Source organism: Neiella marina, from assembly GCF_002165625.1.
Taxonomy (GTDB): Bacteria; Pseudomonadota; Gammaproteobacteria; order Enterobacterales; family Neiellaceae; genus Neiella; species Neiella marina.
Genome location: NZ_NGNS01000034.1, coordinates 1 through 19,001, shown reverse-complemented (window position 1 = coordinate 19,001; position 19,001 = coordinate 1). Strand labels below are relative to the sequence as shown.

The window sequence follows — 19,001 nt, the reverse complement described above, 5'->3', positions numbered from 1 at the left end:
AACGTGAAAAAAGCACTCGATTGCTTCATTGAGCAATATGACAAATATCCAAATTTTTCCTATACCAAGATCAATCATGGGTATTGGGAAAAGCTCGCTGAATCGTTAGACGGTGTTGAATGGCCGGTAACGATTGAAGAAAAAATTCAGGCTGATATTCGCTATCAGCAAAGTAACGCAAATAGCCCCCGACGCTATTGGGAAGATGGCCTGGTCGATGAACTTGATACGCTGCTCAAACAGGCTCTTAATGACCAAGATCCAAGTTTAAGTTTGAATTTTGGATTGAGCGCATGGCCTGATGACAATGCGATTCTTGGAACTCCGCACAATCCAGAAAAATCAGTACCATTCCTGGAGTACATGGTCGGCAAAGAGGCCATCAACAATAACGACGGACTGGTCCTTAAGTTAGCTATCCACGACTTCTCGTTTGATCAGTTAGTTGAACGACTTCGACATGAAAACGTGCTGCTGGTCGGCCCTGGCTATCTCAAAGAACTCGGCAACCTATTCAAATTGCCGCGATTCGAACATCTGCAGATACACCCCACGAATACTTGCTGTATGCGTCATATGTTCGAAGACGAGATTGTCGCAATTCTAGAGCAATTTGATCAACACGCAGTCGTATTACTGCAAGCAGCAACGATTGGCACTTATTGGATGCTCAAGCTGCGCCAGCGTTTTCCAAACGTGCGGTGGATAGATGGCGGTTTGAGTCTCAGTATCAGCAACATGGACGATTTGCTTCGTCGCCCTTGGGGCCAGGTTTATCGAAAAGAGCTAGTGAGCTATTACAATCATCTTGCTGGTAAACCCGTGTATCAGGAGCAACTTGTTGATCCTGAGTTGGCGACCCTACTCAAAAACTATGACAAACAGTCAGCAAAACAGCAAACACATCAGTTGCTCCAAGCATATCGCTACCTCGGTAACTTACCCAGTAATACGCAATTGCAACTGCTGCCAAATCTGACTGCGGCAACTCAGTTGCTCGGCCAGCAACCAAACGGCCAACGATGGGCGTGCCCTGATTATCTGGTCGATGCCTTCGAGTCGGCTCAGTTTGATCAACTGGTTTCCTGCCCAGTCAATTCTCAAGGACTCCTCGATCTGCAGAGTCCAGAAGTGGCAGCCTGCGATGCCATCATTTGGGTCGATATCAACCATCAACCGCTCAGTCCGGAGTTGGCATCAACACTTAACAGCTGCCCACAACAAGTGGTGGTTTATCACTTGTCCGGTTTGCCAGCGCAACGACTCCCTGTCAAAGCGATGCTAAGAATCTATAACTTGTCTGCCATGACGTTGCTAGGTGCCGAAGATTTACTGCTGGTTGAACATGACACATCACTCAACGAGCTCAGAACAACAGAAATCACTAGTGATCAGCGACAAGTTTTAACTGACAAACTGCTGGATTTACCTAGACAACAAACACTGGCGTTAATGCAACAACGACGGTTGGATAACCTCCTTCGGCGCTCTAGTCTCGACATAGTGGCAGCAACAGACAGTGCCCTGTTGGTTCAAGGCTGTTTAACACTGCCAGCACAAACTCCTTGTTTGGCCACTTATCGCGACCAACATCAGAGGCCTTACACTGTGATACCAACGGCGCCAGCGATGGCGCAATACTCAGAGCAGCAACTGTTAGCAAATTGGCAGCAACATAAGCCTGCTGTCGTGGAAGAGCCATTGTCTGTGGCAACAGAGCAGGCGGCATTGATCAAGCCAATCGATTCGCTGGGGATCGGCGGCCAGCTCGCTTCAACGCCTGTCAGCACCTCGCGTAGAGATACTACGGCGTCAAAGCCACTGTTGAACTTCGTCATTATCGGCGCACAGAAGTGCGGCACCACTGCGCTTGATTATTTCTTGCGGCAGCATGCCAACGTGTGTATGCCAGCTGATAAAAAAGAGCTGCATTACTTTTACGACGAACAACAAAATCAGGACTTCAGCCTGCTCGAGCAACAATTTCAACCTTCAGAGCAAACCATTGCCTGCGGCGAGGCCACTCCTGCGTACTTGCGGTACGACCGAGCTATGGCGGCAATCGCTCGTTATAACCCGAATATGAAGCTGATTTGTTTGCTACGCGATCCAGTTTCTCGCGCTAATTCCCACTGGAACATGTTGTTCCGCAATGAAGTGCTCAAGGGGGAAGTCGATTTCTTAGACTTTGCTATCAGTGACTTCCACAGCAAACAGTCGGTGAAACCGGGCTTATTAGAACGCGGACTTTACGCCCAACAACTGCAAAATGTGATGAAGTATTTTCCGGCCGAACAACTGCTTTTGCTAAAGCACGATGACTTGCTTCATACCCATCAGGAGACACTCAATCGAGTATTCGATTTCATCGGCGTTCAGCGTCAACAAATCCCTGGCAAACCGGTCAATCAAAAGCCGCATAAAACCAAGCTATCGGCACAAGAGCAGCAGTTTTTGCGCGGCTTCTACTTACAGGACGTGACCCAGTTAGGGCAAGATTTCGACATTGATGTACAAGATTGGCTGCAGATATAACCAAACTAGCAACTATTCGGCATTAAAAAAGCAGCCCAGTCGGCTGCTTTTTTGCTCTTCGCGACTATTCACTATTAGCTGCGTTGATAGCCAAATTTGATGAAGTCTTCGGCGTAGAACACGTCCAACATCGCTTTGACATTATCATTGAGCACCACATCAGATGATGAAAAACCATGCTGCTTTTCTCGGGTCATCTCGCGTACATCTTCACTGGTAAATTGGACACCATAGGTGGCGGACAAGTCAGCTTTCATGCTATCGAAACCATCTTCCAGTTTGTAGACAGTTGCACCGGGCACATAGAACTCATGTTGAGGCCGAATGTGATTATCTAAGATATGTGGATTAGCGGCGTACACACTCATGACCTTACGGGTCCAAGCTTCAACCGCCGCAGCAGAAGTATCTAGGTTGTTCTGATTGGCAAAGCAGTATTCCGAGCGGAATCGAGCGTAAGGATGACGGACGATCATGAATATGCCGGAAAACTGATGCAGCACGAACTGCTGTTGCAGCATCTCCGCATGCATGTGCTGTGGCGAGCAGGGACGCAAATGGTTTAATGTGCCCTGTAAGCCATAATCAACATAACCCACACCCCAACCGCTCTTTTGAAACAATATTTCCATTGAGGTGCCAGCAGTTTTGGGCACATGGATGAAAAGCAAATGTTGCTTGCCGTTGACGAGCACAGGCATAGTTATTGTTCTCCAGAAACAGATTCAACAGAGCGTTGCAAAATACTATTCAACTTAGCAACGGCTCCAAAAAATGGTTTGACTGGCACCAGTTCGGCATCAGCCGCTGGTACGGGTTTGATCGCGAGTTGTTGTTCGGCAACGAAATCATTGGCCACGTGTTGGACCGAGCGCAACCGGCCATGACAACAGTTAATAACGCCGTCATCCTGCCCTAGCTCTGTCAATCGTGCAATCATATCGGCTAACTCTGCGACCGCTACGAAATCATGTGCGGCGTTGGGCGTCCGAAGCGGAAACTCGATTTCGCCATTGTCATCGGCAGATTTGATGGCATTGAATAACGTTGGCCGCGCGGTATTCAAACCATAGACATAAAAGGGTCGCAGCCAGCACAAATCAAAACAGAGTTGCTGCTTAAGCGACTGTAGCGATTGCAGAAGCTGTAATTTACCTTGGGGATAGTTTTGTTGTGGCTTGCAGTCTTGCTGCTCATCAACTTCACCTGAGACATCGCCATACTCAAAACAAGTGCCGACCCCAACAACACGTTGAATACCTTGCCGCACTAAATTTTCAATCAAGGCGAGATGTAATTGAGGTTGTTCTGCGATGTGCGAAGTATGTTGGTAATCATCAAGGTGCTGCCAACCGAGATCCAAAAACACCTCAGGTTGATGCAATCGGGCGAACGCCAGAGGCGATTGAGCCAACTTCTGCAATGGAATACTGAGCGTTGTTAAATGCTTGTGGCCGACAGCAATCGGCCGTTGGTGAGTAATTGCGATCACCTCATGACCCCGCCGCAGCAGCGACTGCAACACATGTTGGCCGATGAAACCAGCGGCTCCAGTCATAGCAATTTTCATTCAAACTGCTCCATTACGTAACCAATGGAATACCGTCAAAGTGAGAATCGATAAACTCTCTGCCGCCATCTTTGGCTGATAATCCAACCACTGGCAGCGGCCACTTCACGTTAATCGTCGGATCGAGAGGGTTTAGCCCTCCTTCCAGATCGGGCGAATAATCTGTGCTGTTGAGATACATCATCAAAACATTGTCACTCAAAGCCTGAAAGCCATGAGCAAATCCCTTGGGAACAATCAGGCTGGTATGTGAATCGGCCGACAAACGTTCTCCGTGCCATTGCAAAAATGTCGCCGAATTTGGTCGCAAGTCGATGAGCACATCAAACAATTCACCATGGAAGCAATTGACAATCTTGACCTCGGCAGCAGGAGGCATTTGATAATGCATGCCTCTCACTGTGCCTTTTACTGGCGTCATTGAGCAGTTCACTTGACGCGGCTGCGCATCAACCCCTGCATCCAGCAGTGTTTGGTGACAACCGATGCGTTTAAACATACCGCGCTGATCGGCAAAGACTTTATGCCGAATACGAAAAGCGCCAGCCAACGGTAATGGCTCTAGAGAGAAATCCTGATTCACGAGTGACACGCATCCTTCATGAATTGTTCAATCTGACAGTTAGTTAAGTCTTTGACATCCAAGCCATCAGCCCACAGCTGGTACCAGCGAGTAGTGTTTTCTAACGCTTGAGGTAAATCCCATACAGGTCGCCATCCCATTGCTTGTGCAATGGCATCACTATTCAGTAACAAACTAGGATTTTCGTGATATTCCATTGGTTCGATTTTCATGCCCTTTGCCCCGTTCCATAAGGTTTGCATGTACGCAACAATATCGCCCACAGGCCACATGTCGTCAGCTGCAGGACCAATGTTCCAAGCCCGACCAAAACCCTTGCTCTGGCATAAAGATTGGGCCAATAGCAAGTAAGCATGCAGCGCATCAAGTACATGTTGCCAGGGTCGAATCGCTTTCGGTTGTCGAATGATCACTTGGCTATTCGACGCCCACGCCCGACAAATATCTGGCACTAACCGATTCTCTGCAAAATCGCCGCCACCTATGACATTGCCGGCTCGAACGGTAGCAATTTCAGGAGAATTTGGGACACTAAAAAAAGACGCTCGAAAACTATCAACCAATAATTCGGTACAGGCTTTACTTGCACTGTATGGATCGTGACCTCCGAGGTGGTCAGTTTCAAGATGGCGAGCGCCATTCGGATCGGGCCGATAAACTTTATCGGTAGTGATGACAATGGCAGCTTTTAGTGCTCGACACTGCCTTGCCGCATCAAGCACATGAGCGGTACCCATGACATTGGTTGCCATCGTCAACAACGGTCGCTGATAGCTGTCGATTACCAAAGGTTGGGCCGCGAGATGGAATAAAACATCGGGATTAGCCGCTCGAATCACTTGCTGCACTTCAGTGGCATTACAAATGTCGACCACACGATGTTCTACTTTTGTTTCTAAGTCGAGTAATTCAAACAATGCTGGCGAGGTATTTGGCGCAAGTGCAACGCCTGTGACCTCCGCGCCCAGTTGCTTTAACCAAGTAACCAGCCAACTGCCTTTAAATCCGGTATGGCCGGTGACAACAACGCGCTTACCGCGCCAAAACTCTGCCGCTACGGCCAGACTTTCCATGGTGCTTTACCCGATTTCCACAAACTATCTAAGTGGTTTTTATCACGCAGGGTATCCATTGCATGCCAGAACCCATCATGACGATAAGCTTGCAATTGGCCATCTGCTGCAAGGTTTTTTAGCGGAGCCTGCTCCCAAGAAGTTGTATCACCTTCAATGTAATCGACAGCAGCCGGATCAAGGATAAAGAATCCACCATTGATCATGCCGCCATCGCCTCTTGGTTTCTCGCGAAAGCCGTTAACCATATCGCCGTCGCACTCAAGAGCACCATAGCGTCCTGGCGGCAACACCGCGCTAACGGTTGCTAACTTGCCGTGTGCTTTATGGAACCCCACAAGCTGTTCAATATTGATATCGGCAACACCGTCACCATAGGTAAACAAAAAAGGCTGATCACCAAGGTAGTCACGAACTCGCCTTAGCCGCCCGCCGGTATCAGAATCATCGCCGGTATCTACCAACGTCACTTTCCAAGGCTCTGCATGCTTATTATGAACATCCATGCTGTTGGACTTAAAATCAAAGGTAACATCAGAATTGTAGAGAAAGTAGTTGCTGAAATACTCTTTGATCTTGTATCCCTTGTAGCCGAGACAAATGACAAACTCATTGATCCCATAGTGCGAGCATATCTTCATAATATGCCAAAGAATCGGACGACCGCCGACATCTATCATGGGTTTCGGCTTTAAATGCGATTCTTCACTAATACGGGTTCCCAGTCCGCCAGCAAGAATCACGGCTTTCATTTGCTTATCGATGACTGTCATGAGCGGATTTCTCCTTTAACATGGCCACGTAGGCATCTTCCACTGCGCGGGCAAAATCGGGCCCATCACATAATTCTGAATCAAGGAACTGTTGTCGCAAGCCGCTTCTAATCTGATGCAGCCGATCGCGGTCAGCAGCGAGCTCAGCGACAATCTCAATGTACTGCTCGGCAGTTTCTGCAATCCATTCGTCGCGGCCGGCTCCATGTAGCACCATTGCGCCCAAGCGCCCAACAGACGGGCGATCTTTTAAACTCACCACCGGCGTTCCGCACCAGAGGAATTCGAACAAGGTAGTGCCTGAGTTTTGCGGAAAGCCATCGAGCGCAATATCAATATCGACAATGGACTGCCAGTAATCAGAAGTGAAGCCAACCCAAAGTCGATCATTGGGAATACCGTGCTCGGCAAAGCGTTGCCGCATCATTTGCTGGCTTTCTTGATCTTTAAAGTTAGGGTTGTCAATTTTGATAATGCTGTTTGGCACAGCATCCAAAACACGTTTCCAAAGGTTCAACACTGGCGTATTGAAACGAATGGCGCGCCCGAGGTTACCCAGAACCAGAGGCTCTTCATCCGACCGGCGGGTCAACTGGGGCTCAAAGTCACGGAAGCGAACGTTAGGCGTAAAGCAATAAGAAGCTCGTGGCAAACGGTAAGGTTTTTCGGCGAAGTATTGGTCGCAACAAGGCGGCGTCAACTGTTCATCACCGAGAAAGTAGTCCATTTGCCTCATTCCTGTGGAGTGAGCAAAACCAAGCCAACTGATTTGCACGGCACACGGCTTCAAGGCAAACATACTCAGCCGATTCCCATCCGTGTGGCCGCTCAGATCCATCAGCACGTCAATGCCATCGTCAATGATCATCTCCGCCAGTTCTTCGTCTGGTGTTTTACCAATGTACTTCCAATGATCAACATGATTGCGAAGCATATCGGAATAATCATCTTCCATACCAACGCCAGAATAAGCAAAAATCTCAAATTTGCGGCGATCATGATGAGCAAATAGTGCTTCGACAAAGAACGCCACCGGATGCATTTTCAAATCAGCTGACACATAGCCAACTCGAATGCGCCGCCCGTGATAATCATTGACCGTTGGAAAATACTTTTGTCGTGGCATGTGACCAGTAACAGCACGGTAGATGTTATAAAGCTCAGCTGCTGATTTATTGGGATCATAATTGCCGCAAAAGAGCATATTTGACAGCGCGTTCTGGCGCACTAAATCCGGCGCGGAGCTGCTCATCAGAACTTTCTGATTGGCGGCAAATGCCTCGGAAATATTGCCACACGCCATTTCAATTAAGCTTAAATTGGTTAGCGGACCACTGCCGTTGGGTTTTAGTTTCAGCGCTTGTTCAATATAGGTACGCGAATCAGAGATCTGGCTTAACTTCAAAGCGGCCGTTGCTAGATGGCCCCAAATTTGCGCATCTTCATCATGCTCAGACAGGTAATAGCGAGCAACATCATAGGCCATTTGCCAAGTACCCGAGCTGACCAGCAGATGACAGAGTTGTTTCCAACTCGGCCACTGTTGCGGGTCGACTGCGATGGCACGTTTGAAGTAATCAAATGCCTGACGATTGTCTCCTTCGGCCTGCAAGGTAACTGCGAGGTTGTAACAGGTGTAAAAGCTCTCTTCTTGTTCGTTATTTATGGCTTTAAAAAAGCACTGGATGGCATCAGCGCTATTGCCGCTAATAAGCAGTGCATCCCCCAAGTCGTTGAGAATATTGGGGTCGTCGCTGGCTTTGCCATACGCCAGCTGCAGCAGTTGCAAACGAGTTGCTCGATGCTCTCGCTGCCCTTCAAGGGCCGCAGCAAAAAATCGCAGTTCATTAGCCGTCAAGCTCTCTGCTTGCTTTAACCAAGAGTCTAGTTTTTCAGCAAAGCCATTTTGCAGCCAATAACTAATAGCATACCGAAACAGCACTGGAGGTTTGGTCATCGACGCCATCGCAGAATCGCAGCAGCGGGCAAAACCTTGCCAATCGCTTTTCAGCGCCAATAGGATTGCTACAATATCAACACAATCAGGTTGGCTATGTGGGCCAAGAGACTTCAACAGCGGCTCGACAGCCACCAAGCTCGCTTGACGATTGCGGTTCAACATCCACTCTAGGTAATAACGAATCAAATGGGGGAAGCGCCCGCAACGGCTCAACGCCATGACGAAACGCCCCATCCATTCATCGTTATCCGCTTGTTCTAAGCTCTGACACAATTGAATAAGTAGCTCTTGCTCAAGCGGTAGACGTTTACTCAACGCCGCTGTGACATCAATGATTGCTTGCTGATCATTTAAATTGATGGCGGCCTGCAAGATTGATTGACCGTGCGTCTCGAAGTCTTGCTCACTCATACCGCTGGCTACGCTACTGACCAACACTTCATCAATAAGCTTACGCAACTCTTGTTGCTGCTGCAGCCGAGAACTGATGTCTGCCCTTTGCTGAGTGAGCTCTGGCGCTTGTTGGTATTGCCCGGGTATGCGTTCGAGGATTTCAAGTGCAGAGTCAAACTGGCCTTGCGCCGCTTTGACATTCGATAAGTGGAGAAGATAGTCGGCTTGTTGGGGAGAGCGTTCGATTAGTTTGCTTAAGGCAAACTCTGCGAGTTTCGGGCGGCTGGTTTTAAGACCTGCTTCGGCTAAATGGATGAGGTGTTGATCATCACAGTGATCATGTTTTAGCAAACTCTCAACGGTAGCTCGCAAGCGAGTGACACTGCCCTGCTTATAAGCAGTTTCAGCTAATTCCGATAGTAGGCGAATACAACTGTCGGCCAGTTGGCCAAATTCTTGTTGCCATCCGGGTTTGAGCATTCAACACTCCAAAATAAAAAGGCAGCCATGACAGCTGCCTTTTTACCTGATTTAACTTAACCTTGCAGCAAACTAAGTGCCGCTTGTGGCAATTGTTGCGCTTGCGCCAAAATTGAGGTGCCAGCCTGCTGCAAAATTTGATTTTTTGTCAGCTCTGTGGTCTCAGCGGCGAAGTCTGTATCTCGAATCCGGCTCCGAGCTGAACTTTGATTCTCAATGATGTTATCGAGGTTCGAAATTGTCGAAGTTAGACGGTTTTGAACCGCACCAAGCTGTGCTCGAGAACTATCGATGTAGTTTAATGCGCCATCGATTACTGCCAGCGCATCCTGCGCACCTTTAGCAGTTCCTACATCAATGTCAGACACTTGCGCCAAGCCTGATACGTTGGAAGCCACCGCTGCGCCGTACAAGCCAGTTGCATCGGACGAACCAACTAAAGTATTACCAGTGGCATCAACAGTATAAGACGTTGACGAGTCGAGTCGCACGGTACCAGCAATGGTGACACTACCAGCCCCTCCGCCAACGGTTTGTGCCGCTCCGGCAAAGGTTGTCCCGTCGTACTCATAAGCCTGTACGCTCAGGTCCGTAGCGTTCTTACTGCGGTAGTCCACCATTGCAATGTCATCACCACGCTCGCTGGTCAGTTCGATGTTGCCATCGGAATTTACCCGAGCTGTGACGCCTGTATCACCTGAAACCTTATTGATTTCATTTGCCAGACCACTCAACTCTCCGTTGGGTCCGGTCACTGCGATGATGGTTTTAGCGTCGAGAATATCCTCGTCGTTGTCCCCGATGAGCTTAAACGAAATAGTGTCATTGGCAGAAAATCCGCTCAACAGGACTTGAGTACGAGCATCTGCGGTAACGCCAGTTTCGCCGGCAACATCGTTGATCGAATCTTCAATGTCTTTAGCGGAGTCATCAGCAGTAATAGTAGCTGCGACTTGATTACCGTTACTGGTAATAGTTACATCACCAGCACCAACACCATTGGCTAATACTGTATTGGTCGGTGCTGCAGTGTTTGATGCAGCAGTTGCTATCACTGCACCGCCAAGACCTGCAGAAACGACCTGACCGGCATTTGATGCGACACTCAATTGCTGCTGATAGGAGCCCATATCAGAAGCTCGAAATGCCGCCAGCGCAACTTCAATGGTTTCATTGGCATTAGCACCGACTTGGAAAGATTCGGTACCGAAAGTACCATCCAGCAAGTTACGGTCACCAAACGTGGTTGTTTCAGCAATACGGGTCAATTCTTTTTGCAACTGAGCGATTTCTTCTTGGATTGCTGTTCGATCACTAGCACTGTTCGAGCCGTTTGCAGCCTGAATGGCCAGATCGCGCATCCGTTGCAGCACAGAAGTAGACTCCTGCAGCGCCCCCTCAGCCGTTTGCGACATCGAAATACCATCATTAGCATTTCGGATCGCGACGCCCAAGCCATTAATCTGAGAGGTTAGGCGGTTTGAGATTTGTAGACCAGCAGCATCATCTCGTGCGCTGTTGATACGAAGACCAGAAGACAGCCGAGTCAAAGACGTGTTCAGATCTTCAGAGGTGCGGTTCAGATTTCTCTGCGAATTCAGAGCCGACACGTTGGTTTGTACGGTAAGAGCCATTTCTAGCCTCCAACTTCAGTGTTTTATGGCCTTAAGCAGAAGGCCGCTAATCGAGTCAATAAATTGCCGTTTTTTTCGGCGACACATTGAATTAAGCATTGACCGTGCCAAAAGGTAAAAATACTTACAATTCAATATGTTAATCTAAATATAGTTAAACAGTGTCAAACTCTGGACTTGCGCAAAAGACTGTTGTGCCGCCTGAAGGGCAACTGTTTGCCGGCTAAATGTTGTTGACGCCTCGGCAATATCGAGATCTTCCAAATTGGATTGCGCGGTTTGAACGGTGATCTTGTAGTCTTCGTTGATCATGTCTTGGGACGTGATCACTTGTAGACGAGAACCGACGTTGGAACGTGTCGAGGTGATATGCAGCATTGATTGGTTGAGGTCGGAAACAATGTGACCCATTTCCACCTGGCGTAATGCTTTTTCTTGGTCGGTATCCCGCGAGCGGCGCATCCAATCAATCGCATCTTGTACTGATGAGAAAATATCTTTAGTACGCTGTTCGGTCAGATCAATCGTGTCACCCACTTCAGGATCGCCGGTGATGACGATTTCAAAACCGTTGTAACTGATCGGTTGACCCGGCTCATAAAGGTTTGAATCCGGAGGGCCCGGCAAAGGTGGCAGACGGTTGCCAGCGCCATCAAACAGTTGATACTCAATAACTTCATCGCCATCTAGATCGACGAAGTTGATCTGATAGTCACCGAGAGTGGCATCATAGTTTGCCGGATCCACAATGTTGGCCGACTCAACAAAGGCTCTACCGTTATTGGTGGCACCATATGCCGGGCGAAAATCACCGACACTGTTGGGCACATCGATAAATACAGTTTGACCGGGATCGTTGGTCTCAACTGAAACGCTCGATCCGATCGTCGTTTCCCGCACACCAAGATCGCCGTTGTATTGCACTGTTTTGTCAGGCTGTTGAGAAAAAGGTATTTGTTCAGTTTGGTAACCACTGAAAATGTAGCTTCCAGACTCATCGCGAGTGTTGGCAATACTGAGTAGTTCTTCGAGGCGGTTCTCCATTTCCTGAGCAATCGCTTCTTTGGCATCTTGACCAAGAGAACCATTGTTCCCTTGCAATGCTAGATCCTTGATCCGCAGCATAAGATCTTCGATCGATGCTAGAGCCGTTTCTTCTGTTTTGAGCCGAGCTTCGGCGAACTCGATATTGCGCTGGTATTGATCAGTCACTCGAACTTCTTGCTTGAAGTTCAAAATAGAGTTGGCAGCAACAGAATCATCAGAGGCAGTAATCACTCGTTTGCCTTCACTCATTTTGATGATGCTGTCGTTAACTTTGCTTTGCTTATCGAGGATGTTATTGGTATTGAGCTGGTAATATTGAAACGTGGATACGCGCATGCATCACCCCTTAAAAGCTATTCAGCAAGGTATCGGTTATTTCTTTTGCTACTGTCACGATGCGAGCTGCAGCCTGATATGATTGTTGAAACTTCAACAGGTTTGATGCTTCTTCATCCAAATTAACACCACCTGCGGCAAGGTAAGTGGCGGTCGCAGAATCAAAAGTTGTGCGGTTAGTGGTATGAAGAATTTCCGCCGTCTCGGTATGAACACCGATCTGGGTAACAACACTTTGATAAGCCCCTTGGATCGTTAGCGAGTCACCTTTGATCAACTTGGCGGTTTGAAAGGCCGTCATTGCCACCGCATTGGAGTTGTTACCGGGTCCAAATGCATACTGGACTGAATAGACCTCTGGCGCATTGGGCGCTTGACCAATCGGATTGCCCGTCACGTCAAGCGTAATACCGCCATAAGAGATTTGAGTTGGCGTTGGCCCCAAAGCCGCTGGACCGCCAATCAGACTGGCGCCAGTTGAATCCAAAACATCATAAAAAACGGTTCCCGAGCCAGCCGGGTTCTCAATGAAAGTGAAATCAAGATCATTGTTTGAGAACAGCGGATCCGAGGGATCAACATCAACAATAGTAACGTTTGCTGGGCTGACATTTAGATCCGATGGGTAGACTTCAAATACTGACGATGCCGCGATCTGTTTCGGGTCAGACAGCGCCACTTGCATATCACCGGCAAATCCGCGGGTTGGAGTCACCAGCCATCGATCACCATCAAGGGGCGGGCCAACAACGAAGTCAACCAGATCAAAGCCCAAATCCGACACCCCGTCGCCATCGGCATCCGGCATGGTAATCGCACCCGGAGCGCCTAAGTTGTACTGGGTACCAGAATCTAATTCTGTTAATAAATAAGCGCCGCCTTCAAATGCCAGCTCGTAATCTTTACCTGAAAGGTTGCTGACCTCAGTGATATCGACTTGAAGCTGAGCAGCCCCCGTGTTGCTGGTATCGGTGCGAACACGCTGTTGCGCCAGCGAGGTTTCATTGATGTCGGTAAACATGTCATTACCGTACATCTCGTTTAAATCAAGTCCTTGAGCCTGTTGCGAGTTAAATGCATCCGCTAGTGCGATCGCTGATAAGCCAATTTCATTGAGAGCGAGTTTGAGCTCTTGCTCTCGGTACTCAAACAGCGCAGCAACCTGACCACCGAGTTTTTCACCGGACAGCGGCACAATATTGCCGCTTTGAGTTAGAACAATTTCAATGTCGCGGACATCTGGCGAACCGGCAATTGTATCGACGCCAAACGCAGTATTGTCTGCCACCAGTGTTTGACCATTGCCGATAATGACCGTCATCGTGCCGCTTGCTTGCTCCACCGTTGACACATTGGTGTATTCGGCTAGCTCGTTAACCAGCTGATCGCGGCGATCGAGCAGATCATTTGGTGTTGCACCATTGCCATTACCAGATGCAGTGACAATCTCGCGATTCAACGTAGCAATTTGCTCAGCAATTTCGTTCATTCTGCTGGCAACGGTTTCGATATCGGTATTAACCGCTTCGTATTGCGATTCAATGGATGAGTTAAGTGAGTTGAACACCGACACCATGGCTTCTGCTTTATCGAGCATCACCTGGCGAATACCAACATCAGTTGGTTGATCGACCACTGAATTCAGGGCGTCATAAAATTCGGCCACCGAATCCAGCATATTGCCACCGACCTTGGACATGGTGTCATCAAGCCCTTGGAGGCGATTTGCGAGTGTTTCTGAATAAGAAAAACGGCTTTGATGATAGATCACTTCATTGTAAGCAAACTGATCATAGATCCGGCGGACTTCTTGGCTATAAACGCCAGTACCATAGTAATTACCGCCTTCCCAAAGAGCCCCTTGGGTGCCTTGGACAACCTGCTGACGGGTATAGCCCTCTGTATCAACATTGGCAATGTTGTGGCTGGTGGTGGTGAGCTGCTGCTGAGCAGTCATCAGGCCACCCACGCCCAAATTGTACATGTCTACCGGCATGGCAGTTTCCTATGGCTTAAGGTTCAATCATGCCGGTGATTTTATTGAGTACAGATACTGCCTTTTCAGCGTAACGAGGATCTGTCGCATACCCGGCTTTTTGTAATTCTTGCAAAAAGCCTGCCGAATCATTTTTTTTGCTTAGAGATTCAGCGTAACGCGATGAATTAGATAGGAAATTTTCGTAATCATTAAAGCTATCTTGAAGATTTTGATAGCTCCTAAAGGCCGCCACTTTTTTGACGGGTAAGTCATTTTCAAATTCTAAGGTGGAAACACTTGCCTTGGCACCTTGCCAAGATGAGTTTGCTTTAATATTGAATAGGTTAAAGCTGTTACTACCATCCATGTTACGGATGATTTTCTGCCCCCAGCCTGTTTCAAGCGCTGCCTGAGCGAGGATAGCGGTAGGATTTACGCCAAGCGCTTGAGCAGTTTTACGTGCCATTGGCATGAGCTTTTCGACAAAGTCTTGCGGGCCAGAGAAACTAATATCTTGCGGTGTGGAGTTTGCTTCCGAAGCAACGGCATTATTAACTGAACGGGCTGGCGATTTACCATGCTCGGCCCGATCGATCATTGCTCTGGCATCGAGACTAGTTTTTGATTCGGATGGCATGCTACCGCTTCGCATAACGCTGGCAGGGGTAAAGTTACCTTCAGGACTCAACTGCTGGACCATCACATCAGCTAAGCCTAGAGCCCCTTGCTGCGCCATATTCAGCGACATCTGCTGATCGGCCATATCGCGATAGAAATTGGTGTAGTTGGAGTTGGTCAAATCCGATTCGAATGCCGCATTAGCTTGTCGCATTCCTTTGAGTACCATCTGCATAAAGATTGACTCAAATTGCTGAGCAACTTCTCGTAGCGCGCTTTTCTCGTCTTTTTGAGCGGCTGACCGAAGTTTATCGAGTGAGGCCAGATCATTGTAATTACTGGCCTGACCGAATGTTTGGGCATTATTAGATGATGATGAGATCGCCACGTAATGCTCCTGCTTCTTTCAGCGCTTCGAGAATCGCCATCACATCACTCGGGCCAACGCCAATGGCATTGATCGCCCTGACCAGATCGTCCAGTGTAGTGCCTGGATCAAATTTGAACATCCGCGAGTCTTCTTGGTTGACATCAATGACGGATTGATTGGTAACTACCGTTTCACCGCCAGGTGCAAACGGATTGGCCTGAGATACTTGTTGGGTTTCAGCAATAGTCACAGTCAATCCGCCATGGGTAATCGCAGCAGGTAACAAGGTGACGTTTTTGCCAATTACAATAGTGCCAGTGCGAGCATTCACTACGACACGAGCAGATGTATCTGCCGGCTCAACTTGAATGTCTTCCAGTAGTGCCAGAAACGCCACGCGCTGAGAGACGTCACGTGGTGCCAGCACCTTGATTGAAGCGCCATCTAATGGCATCGCAGTCCGCGGGCCAACCAATTCATTAATGGCTTCTGAAACCCGCATGGCGGTTGAAAAATCAGGCTGGTCAAGATTAAAGGTCAAATGGTCACCTTGGCTAAATGGCGACTCAATGGCCCGTTCAACAATTGCGCCACTGGGAATACGTCCGGCGGTCGGCGTATCCTGAACGACATTCGAGCCATCCAAACCAGTAGCCGAGAAACCACTGACGGACAAGTTACCTTGAGCAATGGCATACACCTTGCCATCAACCCCTTTAAGAAAAGTTTGTAGCAGCGTGCCACCACGTAAGCTCTCAGCACTGCCGACTGAAGATACCGTGACATCTAGAGTTTGGCCGGGTTTAACAAACGCAGGCATAGTGGCGTGAACGGCAACCGCAGCAACGTTCTTGATCTTGGGGCGGCTACCTGATGGCAAGGTAATGCCGAAGTTACTGAGCATGGTACGAAAGCTTTGCTCAGTAAAATTGCTTTGTTCACCAGTGCCAGGCAGACCGACGACCAAGCCATAGCCAACGATCTGATTATCGCGAACGCCTTGAACCTTGGTGATATCTTTGATGCGCTCTGCGTTTGCTGCTGGCGCCACCAAAAGCGCCAGAGATAACAATAGAGTGAATGAGCGAATCATAATTAAATCTCCCATTAGAACGGCATCAGAGGGCTATTAAAGAAGGCTGACAGCCAACCTTGCTCCTGCGCATCGGCAAACGCACCGGTGCCAGCGTACTGAATCCGAGCATTGGCGACACGAGTCGAAGGAATCGAATTATCAGTGGAAATATCTTCAGGCCGGATAATGCCCGACAGGCGGATGAACTCATCACCTTGATTCAGCGTCATCCACTTTTCACCGCGTACCACTAAATTGCCATTGGCCATGACCTGCACCACATGAACCGAAATCGAGCCATTCAAACTATTACTTTGGTCAGCATCTGATTCGCCGGAAAACGAATTTTCCATGGCTATGGATGCATTAACTTCGTTGCCGTTTACCGTCAGTGGGCTGCCCATTAGAATTGGCGTTTGCAAACCCACTTCCGATTCTTTGTCGATCTCGTTCTTGGCACTTTTCTTCGCTGAAGTGGACTCACTGAGTTCCACGGTAATGATGTCGCCGACGCGATGGGCTTTAATGTCCGAATATAAGTTTTGCGCATAACCGTCTTGAAACAGCGAGCCACTGCGGATTACCGGGTTAGGCTGCATCTCAGGCAGCACCGGTGCATAGTAAGGATCGTCTGGAATGGGCTTCTGCGTTGTTGCTCCGCAACCCGCCAACGCAACCATACTAATCAGAAGTAACTGTTTCATAGTGCACTCCGACTTATAGCTGCTGATTCAAGAACGACAGCATCTGATCAACAGCAGAAATCACTTTGGAATTCATTTCATAAGCACGCTGGCTCTCAATCAGGTTGACCAGCTCTTCGGTGACATTGACGTTTGATGTTTCCAACATGCCTTGTCCAATACTGCCGAGGCCATCGAGCGATGGATTACCTTGAATTGGTGCGCCACTGGCGCCGGTTTCGGCATACAAGTTTTCACCCATCGGCTCCAACCCAGACGGGTTGATAAAATCAGAGATGGTGAGCTGGCCAATAACGGTTTCTTCAGCCTCTCCCTCGATTTGCACTGACACCTGACCATCGCCAGAAATCGTGATTGAGCGGGCATCTTCTGGCACCTGCATCGCCGGTTGCAATTCATAGCCGGCACCGTTAGTAACAATGGTGCCTTCATCGTTAAGGGTAAATTGGCCATTGCGGGTGTAGGCGAGGTTGCCATCTGGCAGCAGAATCTCAAAAAAGCCTTTGCCGTTAATGGTCCAATCCAACGAGTTGTCGGTGGTTATGATATTGCCTTGCGAGTGGATTTTCTGAGTAGCTACAACCTTAGAGCCGGCACCAATCATTAACCCCGAAGGCATTTCGGTGTTGGCCGATGAGCTACCACCCGGTTGATTGATGTTTTGATAAAGCAGATCTTCAAAAATCGCTCTGCTTTTCTTAAAACCAACAGTACTGACGTTGGCGATGTTGTTGGATATCACCGAAATATCTGTTTGTTGTGAATCCAGACCGGTTTTACTAATCCATAAAGCGGGATGCATAGTCAGTACCTCATATTAGCCGCGAAGGCTCATCATTGACGAGCTGGACGAGTCCATCTCTTCCACGGTTTTCATCATTTTGATCTGCATTTCAAACTGTCGTTGCAGACTAATTAGGTTTGTCATTTCGTTGACAGCATTAACGTTGCTGCCCTCGAGTACGCCAGAGGCTAGCTTGACATCAATACTTTCCTCCGCCTCGCCGCCTTCACGCAGACGAAATAAGCCATCTGAGCCTTTCACCAGCTCACGAATATCTGGGTTTACCATTTTGATTCGACCAACGACTTCAATGGCATTTGGTGGCGCACCTTGAGGCAAGACCGAAATGGTACCGTCGATTCCAATGTCTATTTTTTCCATTGGCAACGGCACAACAATGGGGCCATTTTCGCCCATCAGCATTTCGCCTCGACTGTTTTCCAACACCCCACCCTCGGAAACCTGCAACGCTCCCGTGCGGGTGTAGGCCTCATTTCCATCAGCAGCTTGAACAGCAAACCAACCTTGGCCCTTGATGGCGACATCAAGCGGCCGATCGGTGGTCATAAATGCCCCGGAATCAAAATTCTGGGATGGCCGCTCGGTCATGGCAAACACCCGAGTGGGCAACCCTCCGCCATAAGCTTGCATTGCCCTAGCCTGTTCCATATCGGCTTTAAAACCCGTGGTTTGGGCATTGGCCAGGTTATTACTACGTACCGCAATACCATTCATATTTTGATTGGCACCTTGGGCTGCAATGTATAACGCGCGATCCATAGTCAAACCTTCGTCAGTTAAAACTCATAACGGACAAAAGCAATATCAGCGCCAACTATTTTTAATTGATTATTTTCAATTATTTAAATACGCATGCGTCAAAAAACCGTGGGAGAAAAGCTGGTGAAATTTAGGCGAGAAAAGCTATTTCGGGACGGGACGGAGAAGAGAGGCAAGAAGCAACAAAAAAGGCTGCCACAAGGCCTGTCTCTTATACACAAATCCCCGCTAAGCAATTGGCGGGGATTTTTTTGAACTTTTTCCGTTAACTTCGATCTGATCTCCACACTACTTTTTGGGGAGTATCA

15 protein-coding genes are annotated in these 19,001 nt (G+C 48.5%); 1 reads left to right on the top strand and 14 read right to left on the bottom strand.

Translation table 11 applies throughout. From position 1 onward, the window contains the following. The first annotated feature begins 3 nt into the window (after positions 1–3). Positions 4–2,535, top strand: a complete 2,532-nt coding sequence (locus tag CBE68_RS18000; protein ID WP_087507607.1) for a sulfotransferase domain-containing protein — start codon at positions 4–6, stop codon at positions 2,533–2,535. 74 nt (positions 2,536–2,609) lie between these two features. Here CBE68_RS18000 and CBE68_RS17995 read toward each other — a convergent pair whose 3' ends face one another. The 14 genes from CBE68_RS17995 to flgF all read right to left on the bottom strand — a co-directional run bounded on the left by CBE68_RS17995 (position 2,610) and on the right by flgF (position 18,693). Continuing rightward, a complete protein-coding gene (locus CBE68_RS17995) occupies positions 2,610–3,236 on the bottom strand; it encodes a sulfotransferase family 2 domain-containing protein (RefSeq protein ID WP_087507606.1) in 627 nt (208 codons plus the stop codon). 2 nt (positions 3,237–3,238) lie between these two features. Beyond that, positions 3,239–4,105 (bottom strand): NAD-dependent epimerase/dehydratase family protein, encoded by an 867-nt coding sequence (locus tag CBE68_RS17990; RefSeq protein ID WP_087507605.1) that lies wholly within the window; start codon positions 4,103–4,105, stop codon positions 3,239–3,241. A 13-nt stretch (positions 4,106–4,118) separates the two neighbouring features. Then, on the bottom strand, positions 4,119–4,688 hold the full coding sequence (locus tag CBE68_RS17985) for a dTDP-4-dehydrorhamnose 3,5-epimerase family protein (protein WP_087507604.1): 570 nt from the start codon (positions 4,686–4,688) through the stop codon (positions 4,119–4,121). Further along, on the bottom strand, positions 4,685–5,761 hold the full coding sequence (gene rfbG, locus CBE68_RS17980; RefSeq protein WP_087507603.1) for a CDP-glucose 4,6-dehydratase: 1,077 nt from the start codon (positions 5,759–5,761) through the stop codon (positions 4,685–4,687). Before rfbG ends, CBE68_RS17985 begins: the two co-directional genes overlap by 4 nt. After that, positions 5,743–6,534 carry a glucose-1-phosphate cytidylyltransferase gene (gene rfbF / locus CBE68_RS17975; protein WP_269844732.1) on the bottom strand — a complete coding sequence of 264 codons (792 nt, stop codon included), beginning with the start codon at positions 6,532–6,534 and terminating at the stop codon, positions 5,743–5,745. Before rfbF ends, rfbG begins: the two co-directional genes overlap by 19 nt. Then, a complete protein-coding gene (locus CBE68_RS17970; RefSeq protein ID WP_087507602.1) occupies positions 6,518–9,367 on the bottom strand; it encodes an O-linked N-acetylglucosamine transferase family protein in 2,850 nt (949 codons plus the stop codon). Before CBE68_RS17970 ends, rfbF begins: the two co-directional genes overlap by 17 nt. A 56-nt stretch (positions 9,368–9,423) precedes the next feature. Further along, positions 9,424–11,001: a flagellin N-terminal helical domain-containing protein gene (locus CBE68_RS17965; protein ID WP_087507601.1), complete on the bottom strand. Its 1,578-nt coding sequence runs from the start codon at positions 10,999–11,001 to the stop codon at positions 9,424–9,426. Positions 11,002–11,145: 144 nt separating this feature from the next. Next, positions 11,146–12,384 (bottom strand): flagellar hook-associated protein FlgL, encoded by a 1,239-nt coding sequence (flgL, locus tag CBE68_RS17960; protein WP_087507600.1) that lies wholly within the window; start codon positions 12,382–12,384, stop codon positions 11,146–11,148. Between the two features lie 10 nt (positions 12,385–12,394). Then, positions 12,395–14,380: a flagellar hook-associated protein FlgK gene (gene flgK, locus CBE68_RS17955; RefSeq protein WP_087507599.1), complete on the bottom strand. Its 1,986-nt coding sequence runs from the start codon at positions 14,378–14,380 to the stop codon at positions 12,395–12,397. A gap of 16 nt (positions 14,381–14,396) precedes the next feature. Next, positions 14,397–15,368 (bottom strand): flagellar assembly peptidoglycan hydrolase FlgJ, encoded by a 972-nt coding sequence (flgJ, locus tag CBE68_RS17950; protein WP_229744810.1) that lies wholly within the window; start codon positions 15,366–15,368, stop codon positions 14,397–14,399. Next, the gene (locus tag CBE68_RS17945; RefSeq protein WP_087507618.1) at positions 15,346–16,443 is read right to left on the bottom strand and encodes a flagellar basal body P-ring protein FlgI; all 1,098 of its coding nucleotides are present in this window, start codon (positions 16,441–16,443) and stop codon (positions 15,346–15,348) included. Before CBE68_RS17945 ends, flgJ begins: the two co-directional genes overlap by 23 nt. Positions 16,444–16,457: 14 nt before the next feature. Beyond that, positions 16,458–17,129: a flagellar basal body L-ring protein FlgH gene (gene flgH, locus CBE68_RS17940; protein WP_087507598.1), complete on the bottom strand. Its 672-nt coding sequence runs from the start codon at positions 17,127–17,129 to the stop codon at positions 16,458–16,460. Between the two features lie 13 nt (positions 17,130–17,142). Next, positions 17,143–17,931 (bottom strand): flagellar basal-body rod protein FlgG, encoded by a 789-nt coding sequence (gene flgG / locus CBE68_RS17935; RefSeq protein WP_087507597.1) that lies wholly within the window; start codon positions 17,929–17,931, stop codon positions 17,143–17,145. Positions 17,932–17,946: 15 nt separating this feature from the next. Next, positions 17,947–18,693 (bottom strand): flagellar basal-body rod protein FlgF, encoded by a 747-nt coding sequence (flgF, locus tag CBE68_RS17930; protein WP_087507596.1) that lies wholly within the window; start codon positions 18,691–18,693, stop codon positions 17,947–17,949. Positions 18,694–19,001: the final 308 nt, after the last annotated feature.

Bases quoted from the DNA above. Each gene is read 5' to 3' on its own strand.
- CBE68_RS17995 (WP_087507606.1), bottom strand. From the start codon at position 3,236: ATGCCTGTGCTCGTCAACGGCAAGCAACATTTGCTTTTCATCCATGTG.
- CBE68_RS17990 (WP_087507605.1), bottom strand. From the start codon at position 4,105: ATGAAAATTGCTATGACTGGAGCCGCTGGTTTCATCGGCCAACATGTG.
- rfbG (WP_087507603.1), bottom strand. From the start codon at position 5,761: ATGGAAAGTCTGGCCGTAGCGGCAGAGTTTTGGCGCGGTAAGCGCGTT.
- rfbF (WP_269844732.1), bottom strand. From the start codon at position 6,534: ATGACAGTCATCGATAAGCAAATGAAAGCCGTGATTCTTGCTGGCGGA.
- CBE68_RS17970 (WP_087507602.1), bottom strand. From the start codon at position 9,367: ATGCTCAAACCCGGATGGCAACAAGAATTTGGCCAACTGGCCGACAGT.
- CBE68_RS17965 (WP_087507601.1), bottom strand. From the start codon at position 11,001: ATGGCTCTTACCGTACAAACCAACGTGTCGGCTCTGAATTCGCAGAGA.
- flgL (WP_087507600.1), bottom strand. From the start codon at position 12,384: ATGCGCGTATCCACGTTTCAATATTACCAGCTCAATACCAATAACATC.
- flgK (WP_087507599.1), bottom strand. From the start codon at position 14,380: ATGCCGGTAGACATGTACAATTTGGGCGTGGGTGGCCTGATGACTGCT.
- CBE68_RS17945 (WP_087507618.1), bottom strand. From the start codon at position 16,443: ATGATTCGCTCATTCACTCTATTGTTATCTCTGGCGCTTTTGGTGGCG.
- flgH (WP_087507598.1), bottom strand. From the start codon at position 17,129: ATGAAACAGTTACTTCTGATTAGTATGGTTGCGTTGGCGGGTTGCGGA.
- flgG (WP_087507597.1), bottom strand. From the start codon at position 17,931: ATGCATCCCGCTTTATGGATTAGTAAAACCGGTCTGGATTCACAACAA.
- flgF (WP_087507596.1), bottom strand. From the start codon at position 18,693: ATGGATCGCGCGTTATACATTGCAGCCCAAGGTGCCAATCAAAATATG.